This window comes from Streptomyces sp. NPDC093591 (assembly GCF_044764885.1).
Classification (GTDB): domain Bacteria; phylum Actinomycetota; class Actinomycetes; order Streptomycetales; family Streptomycetaceae; genus Streptomyces.
On the sequence record NZ_JBIWIY010000016.1, the window covers coordinates 249,670 to 264,487 of the forward strand.

At 68.6% G+C, this 14,818-nt stretch carries 13 protein-coding genes; 10 read left to right on the top strand and 3 right to left on the bottom strand.

Annotation, left to right across the window (positions count from 1 at the left end):
- The first annotated feature begins 113 nt into the window (after positions 1 to 113).
- Positions 114 to 419: a small hydrophobic protein gene (locus tag ACIREI_RS31565; RefSeq protein WP_403339964.1), complete on the top strand. Its 306-nt coding sequence runs from the start codon at positions 114 to 116 to the stop codon at positions 417 to 419.
- A gap of 141 nt (positions 420 to 560) precedes the next feature.
- On the opposite strand, the gene ACIREI_RS31570 is transcribed toward ACIREI_RS31565, so the two are convergent.
- Together ACIREI_RS31570 and aceE are read right to left on the bottom strand one after the other, a co-directional pair.
- Positions 561 to 1,310 (bottom strand): potassium channel family protein, encoded by a 750-nt coding sequence (locus ACIREI_RS31570; protein ID WP_403339967.1) that lies wholly within the window; start codon positions 1,308 to 1,310, stop codon positions 561 to 563.
- Positions 1,311 to 1,403: 93 nt separating this feature from the next.
- Positions 1,404 to 4,151, bottom strand: coding sequence for a pyruvate dehydrogenase (acetyl-transferring), homodimeric type (gene aceE, locus ACIREI_RS31575; protein ID WP_403339970.1), 2,748 nt, complete (start codon positions 4,149 to 4,151; stop codon positions 1,404 to 1,406).
- 362 nt (positions 4,152 to 4,513) lie between these two features.
- Between aceE and ACIREI_RS31580 the strand changes: the two genes are divergently transcribed.
- The 6 genes from ACIREI_RS31580 to ACIREI_RS31605 all read left to right on the top strand — a co-directional run bounded on the left by ACIREI_RS31580 (position 4,514) and on the right by ACIREI_RS31605 (position 9,082).
- Positions 4,514 to 4,948 carry a DUF3052 domain-containing protein gene (locus ACIREI_RS31580; RefSeq protein WP_030054586.1) on the top strand — a complete coding sequence of 145 codons (435 nt, stop codon included), beginning with the start codon at positions 4,514 to 4,516 and terminating at the stop codon, positions 4,946 to 4,948.
- 128 nt (positions 4,949 to 5,076) lie between these two features.
- Positions 5,077 to 5,535 carry a peroxiredoxin gene (locus ACIREI_RS31585; protein WP_048582333.1) on the top strand — a complete coding sequence of 153 codons (459 nt, stop codon included), beginning with the start codon at positions 5,077 to 5,079 and terminating at the stop codon, positions 5,533 to 5,535.
- A 157-nt stretch (positions 5,536 to 5,692) separates the two neighbouring features.
- Positions 5,693 to 6,268 carry a calcium homeostasis/redox stress adaptation protein gene (locus ACIREI_RS31590; RefSeq protein ID WP_345010743.1) on the top strand — a complete coding sequence of 192 codons (576 nt, stop codon included), beginning with the start codon at positions 5,693 to 5,695 and terminating at the stop codon, positions 6,266 to 6,268.
- Between the two features lie 122 nt (positions 6,269 to 6,390).
- Positions 6,391 to 6,966 (top strand): TerD family protein, encoded by a 576-nt coding sequence (locus ACIREI_RS31595; RefSeq protein ID WP_128428150.1) that lies wholly within the window; start codon positions 6,391 to 6,393, stop codon positions 6,964 to 6,966.
- Between the two features lie 126 nt (positions 6,967 to 7,092).
- On the top strand, positions 7,093 to 8,241 hold the full coding sequence (locus ACIREI_RS31600) for a DUF475 domain-containing protein (RefSeq protein ID WP_403339975.1): 1,149 nt from the start codon (positions 7,093 to 7,095) through the stop codon (positions 8,239 to 8,241).
- Positions 8,242 to 8,344: 103 nt separating this feature from the next.
- On the top strand, positions 8,345 to 9,082 hold the full coding sequence (locus ACIREI_RS31605) for a Tellurium resistance (protein WP_403339978.1): 738 nt from the start codon (positions 8,345 to 8,347) through the stop codon (positions 9,080 to 9,082).
- A gap of 30 nt (positions 9,083 to 9,112) precedes the next feature.
- On the opposite strand, the gene ACIREI_RS31610 is transcribed toward ACIREI_RS31605, so the two are convergent.
- Complete coding sequence (locus ACIREI_RS31610; protein WP_403339981.1) at positions 9,113 to 9,922, bottom strand: TerD family protein; 810 nt, start codon at positions 9,920 to 9,922, stop codon at positions 9,113 to 9,115.
- A gap of 187 nt (positions 9,923 to 10,109) precedes the next feature.
- Between ACIREI_RS31610 and ACIREI_RS31615 the strand changes: the two genes are divergently transcribed.
- From ACIREI_RS31615 to ACIREI_RS31625, 3 genes are all read left to right on the top strand, one after another.
- Positions 10,110 to 11,279 (top strand): HpcH/HpaI aldolase/citrate lyase family protein, encoded by a 1,170-nt coding sequence (locus ACIREI_RS31615; protein WP_403339984.1) that lies wholly within the window; start codon positions 10,110 to 10,112, stop codon positions 11,277 to 11,279.
- Between the two features lie 73 nt (positions 11,280 to 11,352).
- Complete coding sequence (locus ACIREI_RS31620) at positions 11,353 to 13,992, top strand: phosphoribosyltransferase (protein ID WP_403339987.1); 2,640 nt, start codon at positions 11,353 to 11,355, stop codon at positions 13,990 to 13,992.
- Positions 13,992 to 14,810: an HAD family hydrolase gene (locus tag ACIREI_RS31625; protein WP_403339990.1), complete on the top strand. Its 819-nt coding sequence runs from the start codon at positions 13,992 to 13,994 to the stop codon at positions 14,808 to 14,810. The genes ACIREI_RS31620 and ACIREI_RS31625 overlap by 1 nt, the downstream gene beginning before the upstream one ends.
- Positions 14,811 to 14,818: the final 8 nt, after the last annotated feature.

Sequence of the window (14,818 nt, forward strand, 5' to 3'; positions counted from 1 at the left end):
GGAGGGGGACAGCGCGCCGACGGCCCGGAACAACCGGAGGATTAGCGCCCGCACGCGGGGTACTCGACTCGGCGAACCCAACCGACCGAAAGGTTCTGGGAGTTGAGTTGACTATGGCGGGCTTCGGACACCGAACGCGCAGGTACCCCCGCTCACGTGGCCGGACGTGGTCACGGACCGGGCCGGATCGCGCGACGCTGGGCATCATCGGAGCCGTCTGCGCGGTTGCCGGGTTCTTCGTACTGGGCATCATCCTGGGTCCCGTGGCGATCGCCTGTGGATGGCTGGCGATGGGCCGCAGTTGGTCCGGAGCCCGCCCTGTCCCCGCCCTGATCGCGGTGGTCCTGGGCGCGATAGACACGCTGCTGGCCATCATCTGGCTGGCGGGGGCGGCGAGCCCGGGCAACGGCATGTTCTGACGCCCACCCCGCGCCCCTCGGGCCTGCCCAGCCGCGGGCATTCGTGCCGCCTAGGGCGGCTCCCGACCCAAAGAAGGGCGGCGCCCCGTAAGCGCCGGGCTGTGCGACCAACCCCCGCCGGCCCCCACCCCGGGCACCTCGCTAACGCACCCGCTCGTCATTCACGGTTTCCCCCGACAGCACGGCAACCTCCGCCCGCAGCGCCCGAACTTCCTCAGTAAGCAGCCGAATCGCCTCCGTCTGGCGCCGCTCCTCCACGTCGTCCATCTCGAACCGAGCTATGAACCACGCGGCGATGTTCGCGGTCACCACACCCAGCAAGGCGATCCCGGACAGCATCAGCCCCACGGCGAGCATCCGCCCCACCCCCGTGGTCGGCGCGTGATCCCCGTACCCCACGGTCGTCATGGTCGTAAAGGACCACCACACCGCGTCACCCAGCGTCTTGATGTTCCCGTCCGGTGAGTCCCGTTCGACGGACAGCACGGCCAGCGACCCGAACATCAGCAGCCCGACCACCGACCCGACGACATAGGTCGTCAGCCGCACCTGCGAGGCCATCCGTGCGCGCTGCCCCACGAGCAGCAGCATGGCCACGAGCCGCAGCAGCCGCAGCGGCTGGACCAGCGGCAGTACGACCGCGAACAGATCGAGCCAGTGGCCCCGTACGAACTCCACCCGCCGCTCGGCGAGAGCGAGCCGTACGACGTAGTCCAGGGCGAACGCGCCCCACACCACCCACTCCACCGCGAGACACGCGGCCACCACCTCACCGTTCGCGTCCGGGTCGACGATCGGCACGGCATAGGCCACGGCGAACACCAGAGCCAGAGCGAACAGGGGGCGCTGGGTGCGCCGTTCCCAACGGACTTGCGCGGGCGGGTGCTTCATGGGCGCATCGTAGGAAATGTGAAGGGGTGGTGTATCCCGCAGGTCACCCACGGGCACACCACCCCTGCACAGCCTTGACGGACGCCGCCGAGACTAGGCGTCGCCTCCCGCGGCACCCGGGTCCGCCGCCGACACATCGAGCAGCTGGTAACGGTCGATCGCCTGCTTCAGCACCGACCGGTCCACCTTGCCCTCCTTCGCCAGCTCCGTCAGCACGCCGACGACCACCGACTGCGCGTCGATGTGGAAGAAGCGGCGGGCCGCCCCGCGGGTGTCGGCGAAGCCGAACCCGTCCGCACCCAGCGACTGGTACGTCCCCGGCACCCACCGGGCGATCTGGTCCGGCACCGACCGCATCCAGTCGGAGACGGCCACGAACGGACCCTCGGCCCCGCTGAGCTTGCGCGTCACCCACGGCACCCGCTGCTCCTCCTCCGGATGCAGCAGGTTGTGCTCCTCGCACTCCACGGCCTCACGCCGCAGCTCGTTCCAGGAGGTCGCCGACCAGACGTCCGCCTTGACGTTCCACTCCTCGGCGAGGATCTTCTGCGCCTCGACCGCCCAGGGGACGGCCACACCGGACGCGATGATCTGCGCGGGGATCGACCCGGACGTGCCCTCGCTGAAGCGGTAGACGCCCTTGAGGATGCCCTCGACGTCCACGTTCTCCGGCTCGGCCGGGTGCTGGATCGGCTCGTTGTAGACGGTGAGGTAGTAGAAGACGTCCTCGCCGTGCGGGTGCTCGGCGTCGCCGCCGTACATCCGGCGCAGACCGTCCTTGACGATGTGCGCGATCTCGTAGCCGAACGCCGGGTCGTACGACACACAGCCCGGGTTGGTCGAGGCGAGCAGCTGCGAGTGGCCGTCGGCGTGCTGCAGGCCCTCACCGGTCAGCGTCGTACGGCCGGCGGTCGCGCCCAGTACGAAACCGCGCGCCAGCTGGTCCGACATCTGCCAGAACTGGTCACCGGTGCGCTGGAAACCGAACATCGAGTAGAAGACGTAGACCGGGATCAGCGGCTCGCCGTGCGTGGCGTACGCCGAACCCGCCGCGATCAGCGAGGCCGTACAGCCCGCCTCGGAGATGCCGTCGTGCAGCATCTGGCCCTGCGGCGACTCCTTGTAGGCGAGCAGCAGATCGCGGTCGACCGCCTCGTACTGCTGGCCCAGCGGGTTGTAGATCTTCGCGCTCGGGAAGAACGAGTCCATGCCGAACGTGCGGTACTCGTCCGGTGCGATCAGCACGAACCTCCGGCCGAGCTCCTTGTCCCGCATGAGGTCCTTGAGCAGCCGTACGAACGCCATGGTCGTGGCGATGGACTGCTGGCCGGAGCCCTTCTTCACGGTCGCGTACGTCTTGTCGTCCGGCAGCGCCAGCGGCTTGGAGCGCACCACACGCGTCGGGACGTAACCGCCGAGCCCCTTGCGGCGGTCGTGCATGTACTGGATCTCCTCGGAGTCCCGCCCGGGGTGGTAGTACGGCGGGAGCCCGCTGTCCAGGTCCTTGTCGGCGATCGGCAGGTGCAGCCGGTCGCGGAAGCGCTTGAGGTCGTCGACCGTCAGCTTCTTCATCTGGTGCGTGGCGTTGCGGCCCTCGAAGTTGGGACCGAGCGTCCAGCCCTTGATCGTCTTGGCGAGGATCACCGTCGGCTGGCCCTTGTGCGCCCGGGCGGCCGAATAGGCGGCGTAGATCTTCTTGTGGTCGTGACCGCCGCGGCCCAGGTGCAGGATCTGGTCGTCGGTCATGCCCTCGACCATCGCGCGCAGCCGCTGGTCGTCACCGAAGAAGTGGTCGCGGATGTAGGCGCCGGTCTCGGTGGCGTACGTCTGGAACTGGCCGTCCGGCGTGGTGTTCATCCGGTTGACCAGCACCCCGTCGCGGTCCTGCGCGAGCAGCGGGTCCCAGCTGCGGTCCCACACCAGCTTGATGACGTTCCAGCCGGCGCCGCGGAAGATCGACTCCAGCTCCTGGATGACCTTGCCGTTGCCGCGCACCGGGCCGTCCAGGCGCTGCAGGTTGCAGTTGACCACGAAGGTGAGGTTGTCCAGGCCCTCGCGGGCGGCGATGGACAGCTGGCCCAGCGACTCCGGCTCGTCCATCTCGCCGTCGCCGAGGAACGCCCACACATGCGACTTGGAGGTGTCGGCGATGCCGCGCGCCTCCATGTAGCGGTTCATCCGCGCCTGGTAGATCGCGCCGATCGGGCCGAGGCCCATCGACACGGTCGGGAACTCCCAGAAGCCCGGCATCAGCCGCGGGTGCGGATAGCTGGACAGCCCGTACGGCGCCTTCGACTTCTCCTGGCGGAACGCGTCCAGGTTCTGCTCACTGAGCCGGTCCAGCAGGAACGCGCGCGCGTAGATGCCCGGAGAGGCGTGGCCCTGGAAGAAGACCTGGTCGCCGCCGTCGCCCTCGTCCTTGCCCCGGAAGAAGTGGTTGAAGCCCACGTCGTAGAGCGAGGCGGAGGAGGCGAAGGTCGCGATGTGGCCGCCGACGCCGATGCCGGGGCGCTGGGCCCTGGACACCATGACCGCGGCGTTCCACCGGGTCGCGTTGAGGATCTTGCGCTCGATCTCCTCGTTGCCCGGGAAGAACGGCTCGTCCTTGGTGGCGATCGTGTTGACGTAGTCCGTGCTGCGCATCTCGGGCACGGCCACGCGCTTCTCACGGGCCCGCTCGATCAGCCGCAGCATCAGATAGCGGGCCCGCTCCCGGCCGCGCTCGTCCACGGCGGCGTCGAGGGAATCGAGCCACTCCTGGGTTTCCTCGGGATCGAAGTCAGGAACCTGACTCGGAAGGCCGCCAATGATGATCGGGTTTCGATCGGATCCGGAAGCCACGCTGTTCCTTACCTGTCAGAGGGCTGTGTTTCTGGGGTTTCTGGGCGTCTGCACCGCTCCCCATCGTGTACCTCGGGGCGCCAAACGTCATCTCTACTGCGAGGTAACCGGGTCTTGGTAACGGCGGAGTACCCGCTCAGGGTTCCCAAACGCCCAAAGGGGGCAGATTGGCGTGGTGTACGTCACCTTGGGACGATGATGGTGTGCCTGAAGTTGCGGTGACACGTTCAGGATCGTCACCGTTTCGGCGGTCTGAACGGCCGGGTACTTGCGCGATCCGTCCCGCCCGTGTGGACTACGGCCAATGCTTCGCGCACGCGCGTGGCTGAGTTATTTCCCAAGACATGATCAGGAGGCAACCCGTGAGCGCGACCGCGGACCACGCGGAGGAGCGGACCCTTGCCGAGAGGCTGGGGTTCCAGCCCGAGCAGGTGGTCCAGGAGATCGGCTACGACGACGACGTAGACCAGGAACTCCGCGAGGCCATTGAGTCAGTCACCGGCACAGAACTCGTGGACGAGGACTACGACGACGTTGCCGATGCCGCGGTGCTGTGGTTCCGCGACGAGGACGGCGACCTGACGGATGCGCTGGTGGACGCCACCACGTACATCGAAGAGGGCGGCGCGATCCTGTTGCTGACGCCGAAGACCGGCCGTGACGGCTACGTGGAGCCCAGCGACATCTCTGAAGCCGCGACCACGGCGGGTCTGTCGGCATCCAAGAGCGTCAGCGTCGGCAAGGACTGGAGCGGCAGCCGGCTGGTGACGCCCAAGGCCGCCAAGACCAAGAAGTAATCGGTAGTAGCCGCTGGCGGTGCCGGGCCGGGCTGAAAAGCCCGGCCCGGCCTCCTGCACGGGCCTGGGTGGTCGCTGCATAGGGTGGGTTCCACCCGAACAGCCCCACCGAAGGGACATCCACGACGATGGCGATCCAGGTCGGCGACAAGGCCCCCGACTTCGAGCTCAAGGACAACCACGGCGCCACCGTGAAGCTCTCCGACTTCCGTGGCTCCAAGAACGTCGTCCTGCTCTTCTACCCCTTCGCCTTCACCGGCGTGTGCACCGGCGAGCTGTGCGAGGTGCGCGACAACCTGCCGCAGTTCTCCGACCGCGACACCCAGGTGCTCGCCGTCTCCAACGACTCCATCCACACCCTGCGCGTCTTCGCCGAGCAGGAGGGCCTGGAGTACCCGCTGCTCAGCGACTTCTGGCCGCACGGCGAGGTCAGCCGCGCCTACGGCGTCTTCGCCGAGGACAAGGGCTGCGCGGTGCGCGGCACCTTCGTCATCGACAAGGAGGGCGTCGTGCGCTGGACGGTCGTCAACGCCCTGCCGGACGCCCGTGACCTCAACGAGTACGTCAAGGCGCTCGACACCCTCTGACCCGTGTGATCCCGTCCGGTCCCTCCGGTGGCCGACACCTGTGATTCTTCGGCACCAGGGCCTGCGAGGTACGGGAACCCGTCACTAGGATCGACTCGTTGATCCGATATCAAACGCACGGCGGGGCTCCCCGCCCCTGGAAACCAATGGAGGACTCGTGGGAGTCAGCCTCAGCAAGGGCGGCAACGTATCACTGAGCAAGGAGGCTCCGGGCCTCACTGCGGTCATCGTCGGTCTGGGGTGGGACATCCGCACCACGACCGGCACCGACTTCGACCTGGACGCCAGCGCGCTGCTGCTGAACCCGGAAGGCAAGGTCGGCAGCGACGCGAACTTCGTCTTCTTCAACAACCTCAAGAGCGCCGACGGCTCCGTCGAGCACACCGGCGACAACCTCACCGGTGAGGGCGAGGGCGACGACGAGCAGATCAAGATCAACCTCGCGGGCGTCCCGGCGGACGTCGAGAAGATCGTCTTCCCGGTCTCGATCTACGACGCCGAGAACCGCCAGCAGTCCTTCGGTCAGGTGCGCAACGCGTTCATCCGCGTCGTCAACCAGGCCGGCGGCGCCGAGATCGCGCGCTACGACCTCAGCGAGGACGCGTCCACCGAGACCGCGATGGTCTTCGGCGAGCTGTACCGGCACGGCGCGGAGTGGAAGTTCCGCGCCATCGGCCAGGGCTACGCCTCGGGCCTGCGCGGCATCGCACAGGACTTCGGTGTGAACGTCTGAGGTCACCATCCGGGGGGTGACCGTCCAGGACACCACTGGCTGAGTCCGGCGCCGCATTCGTTTGAGTGCGGCGCCGGATGCGCAGGACAACCAAAAAGCATCACGCGGGGAGGACCAGCAATATGGGCGTCACGCTCGCCAAGGGAGGCAATGTCTCCCTGTCCAAGGCCGCACCGAACCTCACTCAGGTGATGATCGGGCTCGGCTGGGACGCGCGCTCCACCACCGGAGCCCCCTTCGACCTCGACGCCAGCGCCCTGATGTGTACCGGCGGACGGGTCATGGGCGATGAGTGGTTCGTCTTCTACAACCAGCTCAAGAGCCCGGACGGCTCGGTGGAGCACACCGGGGACAACCTCACCGGCGAGGGTGACGGCGACGACGAGTCGCTCCTGATCGACCTCTCCAAGGTGCCGGCCCAGTGCGACAAGATCGTCTTCCCCGTCTCCATCCACATGGCCGACGAGCGCGGCCAGACCTTCGGCCAGGTCAGCAACGCCTTCATCCGCGTCGTGAACCAGGCCGACGGCCAGGAGCTCGCCCGCTACGACCTGAGCGAGGACGCCTCCACCGAGACCGCCATGATCTTCGGCGAGGTGTACCGCCACCAGGGAGAGTGGAAGTTCCGGGCGGTCGGACAGGGGTACGCGTCGGGTCTGCGCGGCATCGCGCTGGACTTCGGAGTCAACGTCTCATAACGCGATATGAGCAAAAGTCGGGGCCCCGTGGGGTGAGGAGGGCGGCCGACTAGACTTCGGCTTCAAAGTCTTCGTAAAGCCGAGTGCGGCGCTCGGGAGCCCCGTACACACAGGATTGGGTAGCCAGTGGTTCTGAAAACCTTCGGCTGGTCGTTCGCGGTCACCGCGCTCGGCCTGGTTGCAGCGGTCCTCTTCGGGGGGTGGACCGCCTTCGGCATCGTGGCGATCCTCTCCGTCCTCGAGATCTCGCTGTCGTTCGACAACGCGGTGGTCAACGCCGGAATCCTGAAGAAGATGAATGCCTTCTGGCAGAAGATCTTCCTCACCATCGGCATCCTGATCGCCGTCTTCGGTATGCGACTGGTCTTCCCCGTCGTGATCGTCGCGATCAGCGCATCGCTCGGGCCGATCGAGGCGGTCGACCTCGCACTCAGCGACAAGGACCGTTACCAGGAGCTCGTCACCGACGCCCACCCGGCGATCGCCGCGTTCGGTGGCATGTTCCTGCTGATGATCTTCCTGGACTTCATCTTCGAGGACCGGGACATCAAGTGGCTCGGCTGGCTGGAGCGCCCGCTCGCCAAGCTCGGCAAGGTCGACATGCTGTCGGTCTGCATCGCGCTCGTCGTTCTGCTGATCTCGGCCCTGACCTTCGCGACCAACGCCCACCAGCACGGCGGTGCGCACGTCGACAAGGCGGAGACGGTCCTGCTCTCCGGCATCGGCGGCCTGATCACCTACATGATCGTGGGCGGTCTCTCCGGCTACTTCGAGGACAAGCTCGAAGAGGAGGAGGAACGCGAGCACGAGGCCGAGGAAGAGGCCGAGCGCACCGGCAAGCCCCGCTCGGCGGTCGCCATGGCCGGCAAGGCCGCGTTCTTCATGTTCCTCTACCTCGAGGTCCTGGACGCCTCCTTCTCCTTCGACGGTGTGATCGGCGCCTTCGCCATCACCAACGACATCGTCCTGATGGCGCTGGGCCTCGGTATCGGCGCGATGTACGTCCGTTCGCTGACCGTGTACCTCGTACGGCAGGGCACCCTCGACGAGTACGTCTACCTGGAGCACGGCGCGCACTACGCGATCGGCGCGCTGGCCATGATCCTGCTGGTCACCATCCAGTACGAGATCCACGAGCTCATCACCGGCTCGATCGGCGTGATCCTGATCGGCTGGTCCTTCTTGTCCTCGGTGCGCCGCAACCGTGCGCTGGCGGCAGCGGAGGGAAAAGCGGCGACCTCGGACGAGAAGACTGAGGTCTCGTCCGGGGTGTGACACCCCTGCGGGTGAGGAACGCTCTGAGCGGGGCGGCCGGGCCTCCGGCCGCCCCGCCGGTTTTTCCAAGTGAACGCAGGTCTTCGTGGGACGTGGGGGCGGAATGGGCTTCTTGGACGGACTCTGGCGTGGCAAGGCGGCCGATTTCGACTCGGGCAGCGCGTCGTCGAACTCGATCGAGCTGACCAAGCGGCACGACCGGGTCTCGCTCACCAAGCAGGGCGCGGCGACCGGGCATCTCCGGGTCAACCTGGCCTGGCGGATGCGGACGTCGGACATCGGAGGATCGCAGCGGGAGAGTCTGTTGCGGCATCCCTTCAAGGCGCTCAAGCCGCCGGAGGTGCTCGGGCACAGTCAGAGCATGGTCAACGTGGACCTCGACCTCGGGTGTCTGTATGAGCTGGCCGACGGGACGAAGGGGGTCGTGCAGCCGCTGGGCGGGTTCCTCGGGGATGTGAACTCGCCGCCGTACGTGAAGCTCAGCGGGGACGACCGGTTCGGGTCGGCGTCCGGGGAGACGATGTACGTCAACCTTGATCATCGGGAGGCCATCAAGCGGCTGCTGGTCTTCGTGTACATCTACGACCAGACGCCGGCGTTCGACCGTACGCACGCGATCGTCACGTTGTACCCGAGCAACGGGCCCCGGATCGAGATAGGCCTCGACGAGCGGCACCCGCAGGCTCGGTCCTGCGCGGTGGTGATGATCGAGAACGTGAAGGGGGAGATCTGGGTCCGGCGCGAGGTGAAGTTCGTTTACGGGTTCCAGGCCGAGCTGGATCGGTTGTTCGGGTGGGGGTTGCAGTGGGGGCGCGGATACAAGACCAAAGCGGAGAAGTAGTCGCCGCGCGCCCCTAAAGCCGCGTCCCAGTCACCGTCCGATGAATTGGGGGCCCTGGGGAGGCAGGCGGAACTCCTGGCCCGGGGCTGTCGTCGCCGGGGGCGGGTAGCCGTAGCCCGACTGGGCTGTGGCCGGCTGGCTGGTGGGCTGGGGGTAGCCGTAGGCCGGTTGGGTCGGCGGGGGCTGCTGCGGGTAGCCGTAGGAGGGCTGGGACGGGACCGCCGCCGTCGGCTGCTCGGGCGGCAGGGGCTGGGAGATCTCCGGCGTGGCCGTCGGGGCGGACTCCTCCATCGCCTCCGCCTCGTCCACCGAGATGCCGTAGTCCGTGGCCAGGCCCTTGAGGCCGTCCGAATAGCCCTCGCCCAAGGCGCGGAACTTCCAGCCCTCGCCGCGGCGGTACAGCTCCCCGCAGATCAGAGCGGTCTCCGCGCCCGTCTCCGGCTTGACGTCGAAGTACGCCAGCGGATCGCCGTCGGCGGCCGCCGCGTCGTACAGCAGGATGCGCAGGTCCCGTACGCGGTCGAAGGTGACGCCGTCCGCCGAAGCGACCAGGAGAATCTGACCGACCGCGGCCTCGACACCGGCCAGATCTGTCTGGATCGTGTCGGTGAGGCCCTCGGTGAGTCGCTTCTTGCCGAGGCGCCAGACCTGTCCGGAAGGGTGGCGGGGCTGGTTGTAGAAGACGAAGTCCTCGTCGGAGCGCACACGACCGTCGGGGCCGAGGAGCAGTGCGGAGGCATCGACATCCGGGACCCCCTGCCCGGGCGTCCAGCGCAGCACGGCGCGTACCGTCGTGGCTTCGAGCGGGACGTTCGACCCCTTCAACATCGCGTGCGTCATGCGGTCATCCTGCCCTCTCCGTCCTGGTCACGACAACGCGGGGGTACACAGGCCGTGTGCGCTCGTGTTTGTCCGCGTTACCAGAAATTCATGCCCTGCGGGAACCCCTGACATGGGTATCTACGTACTATTACCGGCCACCTGTGAACAGGTCACAGGGGCCATCGAGTCGCCACGGGGGAGCTCTATGCGTCATTTCGGGCACATCGCCCCGGAGGTGCGTCAGCGCCTCTTCCACCAGGAGCCGTGCGAGTTCAGCGCCGGTTCCCCGGCCCGACTGCTCTCCGCGGCCCTGGGCGCCACGCTCTACAGTCCGGCCACACGGCCGCGGCTCGCCGACGACATCGTCAAGCAGACCGGGCGCGGCGTGGTCTCGATGGTGCTGTGCCTGGAGGACTCGATCGGCGACGAGGACGTGGCGGAGGGCGAGGAGAACCTCGTCCGGCAGTTCACCGACCTCGCGGAACGGGGCAGCGCGGTGGACCTGCCGCTGCTCTTCATCCGGGTCCGTACGCCCGAGCAGATCCCCGATCTCGTAAGGCGGCTCGGTCCCGCCGTACGGCTGCTGTCCGGATTCGTGCTGCCGAAGTTCACCGAAGAGCGCGGCATGCCCTTCCTGGAGGCCCTCGCGAGCGCCGAGGCACAGAGCGGGCGCCGCCTGTTCGCCATGCCGGTGCTGGAGTCGCCCGAGCTGCTCTACCGGGAGTCGCGCGTGGAGACCCTGGAGGGCATCTTCCGCGCGGTCGACAAGTACCGGGAGCGGGTGCTGGCGCTGCGCCTGGGCGTCACCGACTTCTGCTCGTCGTACGGCCTCCGGCGTGCCCCGGACATGACCGCCTACGACGTCCAGATCGTCGCCTCCGTGATCGCCGACGTGGTGAACATGCTGGGCAGAGCCGACGGCACCGGGTTCACGGTGACCGGGCCGGTGTGGGAGTACTTCCGGGTGCAGGAACGTATGTTCAAGCCCCAGCTGCGCCGTAGCCCCTTCCTCGAAGGCCAGGCCGAGGAGCTCCGCGAAGCCCTCATCGAGCACTCCATGGACGGCCTGCTGCGCGAGATCACCCTGGACCACGCCAACGGCCTGCTCGGCAAGACCTGCATCCACCCCTCGCACGTGCTGCCGGTGCACGCACTGTCCGTGGTCAGTCACGAGGAGTTCAGTGACGCCAAGGACATCCTGCGGCCCGAGCGCTGCGGTGGGGGTGTACTCAGGTCGCAGTACACGAACAAGATGAATGAGGTGAAGCCGCATCGCGCCTGGGCGGAGCGGACCCTGCTGCGGGCCGAGGTGTTCGGTGTGGCCAACGAGGACATCGGCTTCGTGGAGCTGCTCGCCGCCGGCATCCCCGCCTGAACCGGAAACGACCGGCTTCCGACCGTTCGACTGGCTTCGCGCCGGCTGACCGGCTTCTATATCCAAGGGACGCATGAACAACGCAGTGAACAACGGGGTCTGGTCCGGGAGCTGGGTCGCCGAGCGGCTCGGAGTCCAGCTCGTGGGCGACGACGAGCTCACGCGGATGCTGGGGCTCGCCCTGCGCCGCAACCCCAAGCGGGCGCACCTGCTGGTCTCCAACGTGCTCGGCAAGCACGTACCGCAGTCACCGTCCGTGGTGTACGGCGCCGGCTTCGCCCTCGGCCGCCGGGTACGGGATCTCCTGGGCGCCGACGAGGCCGCCAGGGCCGTCGTCCTCGGCTACGCGGAGACGGCGACCGGGCTCGGCCACTCCGTCGCCGACGGCATCGGCCTCGCCCCCTACCTGCACTCCACCCGCCGCCCGGTCGCCGGGGTCGCCAGGGCGGGCGGCTTCGAGGAGTCCCACTCGCACGCCACGTCTCATCTTTTGTTGCCGGAGGATCCCGCCTTGCTGGTCGGGGACGGGCCGCTGGTACTGGTCGACGACGAGTTCTCGACCGGGAACACGGTCCTGAACACGATCCGTGATCTCCACGAGCGGTATCCGCGGCGGCGGTACGTCGTGGTCGCGCTGGTGGACATGCGGTCGGCGGCCGACGCCGGGCGACTGGAGGAGTTCGCGCGGGAGATCGGCGCGCGAGTGGATCTGGTGGCCGCGGCTTCGGGGACGGTGCGGTTGCCGGAGGGGGTGTTGGAGAAGGGGCAGGCGTTGGTGGCGCGGTACGAGGAGGAGAGTGCCGAGGGTGGTAGTCGGTCGTCTGCGGCGCCGTCGTGGCCGGTCGCGCAGTTCCCCGCGCCCCTTGAGGGCGATGGTGGGGCCGCCGGATTTGAAACCAACGGTCGGACCACCTCCCTAGGGGCGCGGGGCTGTGTTGAATCTGCGGCTACCGCCGCGTGGGCGCGACAAGCCCCCACCGGCTCGCACTCGGACGACAAGCTCACCGCCCCCCACCCCGCCCGCATAGACCTGCACTGGCCCCCCGGCCTCCCCGACGGCGGCCGTCACGGCTTCACCCCCGCGCACCGCACCCGCCTCGAAAACGCCCTCCCCGCCATGGCGGCCCGCCTCGCAGAGGCACTCCCCGCCGACACGCGGAGCGTCCTCGTCCTCGGCTTCGAGGAGCTGATGTACGCGCCGCTGCAGCTCGCCCGTGAGCTGGAGCAGGTCGCCGGGGGCGTCGAGGTGCGGTTCTCGACCACGACCCGCTCGCCCGTCCTCGCGGTCGACGACCCCGGTTACGCGATACGCACCCGCCTCGTCTTCCCCGCCCACGACGACCCTGCCGACGGCCCCGGCGAGCGCTACGCCTACAACGTCGCGGGCGCCGGCTTCGACGCCGTCATAGCCGTCGTCGACTCGGTCGCCGACACCCCCGAACTGCACGCGCCCGAGGGCCTGTTGGCGCAGCTCGCCGCCCACACCCCGCACGTCATGCTCGCGGTCGTGCCGTCGTACGTCCCCGGCCCCCTGGCCATCCCCGAAAGGCACCCGATGCTGCCCGAGCCCCTCCGCGGCCCCGCCTTCTCCTCGTACGCCCCCGAGGAGGTCGGCTGGCTGCTGCAGGACCTCTCGGACGTGACCCTGGAGGCGCCGACCGAGGAACGGGAAGAGGCCATTCAGAGCGGCGGCGCGCACTACGCCGAGTCGCTGCCCGTGGAGTACCAGCCCAGCGAGCAGTACCAGGCGCTGTTCCACGCGGCCCTGGAGGAGTCGGCGGCACGGCTGGCGCAGGCGGCCGGCGCGGTCACCGAGCTCGTCCTCGCCGAGCGGTCGCCCCGTCCGGTGCTCGTCTCGCTCGCCCGCGCCGGCACCCCGGTGGGCATACTCATGCGCCGCTGGGCACAGTTCCGGCACGGCCTCGAACTGCCGCACTATGCCGTCTCGATCGTCCGCGGCCGCGGCATCGACGCCAACGCGCTGCGCTGGCTGGCCGCGCACCACGACCCGCGGGACGTCGTCTTCGTCGACGGCTGGACCGGCAAGGGCGCCATCACCCGCGAACTCGCCGTGGCGCTGGCGGAGTTCGAGAAGTCCGACGGCATCACCGGCTTCGACCCGGAGATCGCCGTACTGGCCGACCCGGGCTCGTGCGTGCGGACGTACGGCACCCGCGACGACTACCTCATCCCGTCCGCCTGCCTCAACTCCACGGTCTCCGGCCTCATTTCACGCACCGTCCTGCGTGCCGACCTGGTCGGCCCGCACGACTACCACGGCGCGAAGTTCTACCGCGAACTCGCCGGCACCGACGTCTCCGTGGCCTTCCTGGACGCCGTCTCCGCGCGCTTCCCCGAGGTCGTGGACGCGGTCGACGCCACGGCCAAGGAACTGCTCTCCGGCGACCGCACGCCGACCTGGGAGGGCTGGGCGGCCGTCGAGCGCATCAGCGAGGAGTACGGCATCCACGACGTGAACCTCGTCAAGCCGGGCGTCGGCGAGACCACGCGGGTGCTGCTGCGCCGCGTGCCCTGGAAGATCCTGGCGCGGGCCGGAGCCGGCGCCGACCTGGACCACGTACGTCTGCTGGCCGAACAGAGAGGGGTACCGGTGGAAGAGGTGGCCGAACTGCCGTACACCTGCGTGGGGTTGATCCACCCCAAGTACACGCGGGGCGCGACGGGTGCCGACGGCAAGGCGGTGAACCTCTGATGCCGGTGCTGGTGGCGAGCGACCTCGACCGGACGCTGATCTACTCCGCCGCGGCCCTCGCGCTGACCATGCCGGACGCGCGGGCACCCAGGCTGCTGTGCGTGGAGGTGCACGAGAGCAAGCCGCTGTCGTACATGACCGAGACGTCGGCGCAACTGCTGACCGACCTCGGCGACGCGGCGGTCTTCGTGCCGACGACGACCCGGACCCGCAAGCAGTACCAGCGCATCAACCTGCCGGGCCCGCCGCCGAAGTACGCGATCTGCGCCAACGGCGGCCACCTGCTGGTCGACGGCGTCTCCGACCCCGACTGGAACGCGCGGGTCGCCGCCCGGCTGGCCGACGAGTGCGCGCCGCTGGGGGAGGTGCAGGACCACCTGATGGCGACGGCCTCCCCGGCGTGGGTGCGCAAGCACCGGATCGCCGAGGACCTCTTCGCCTACCTCGTCGTCGAGCGCGAGCTGCTGCCCGAGGAGTGGGTGAAGGAGCTCGCGGTGTGGGCGGAGAACCGGGGCTGGACGGTGTCCTTGCAGGGCCGCAAGCTCTACGCCGTCCCGAAGCCGCTCACCAAGAGCGCCGCCATGCACGAGGTCGCCCGCCGGACGGGGGCGGAACTGACGCTGGCGGCGGGGGACTCCCTGCTTGACGCCGACCTCTTGCTGGCCGCCGACAAGGGCTGGCGACCGGGGCACGGCGAGCTGGCGGACGCCGACTGGACCGCCCCGGCGATCAGTGCGCTGCCGGAGCGGGGAGTCTTGGCGGGGGAGCGGATCCTCAGGGAGTTCTTGAAGGCCGTGGCGCCCAAGAGCTCGGGATGATCGGTGGC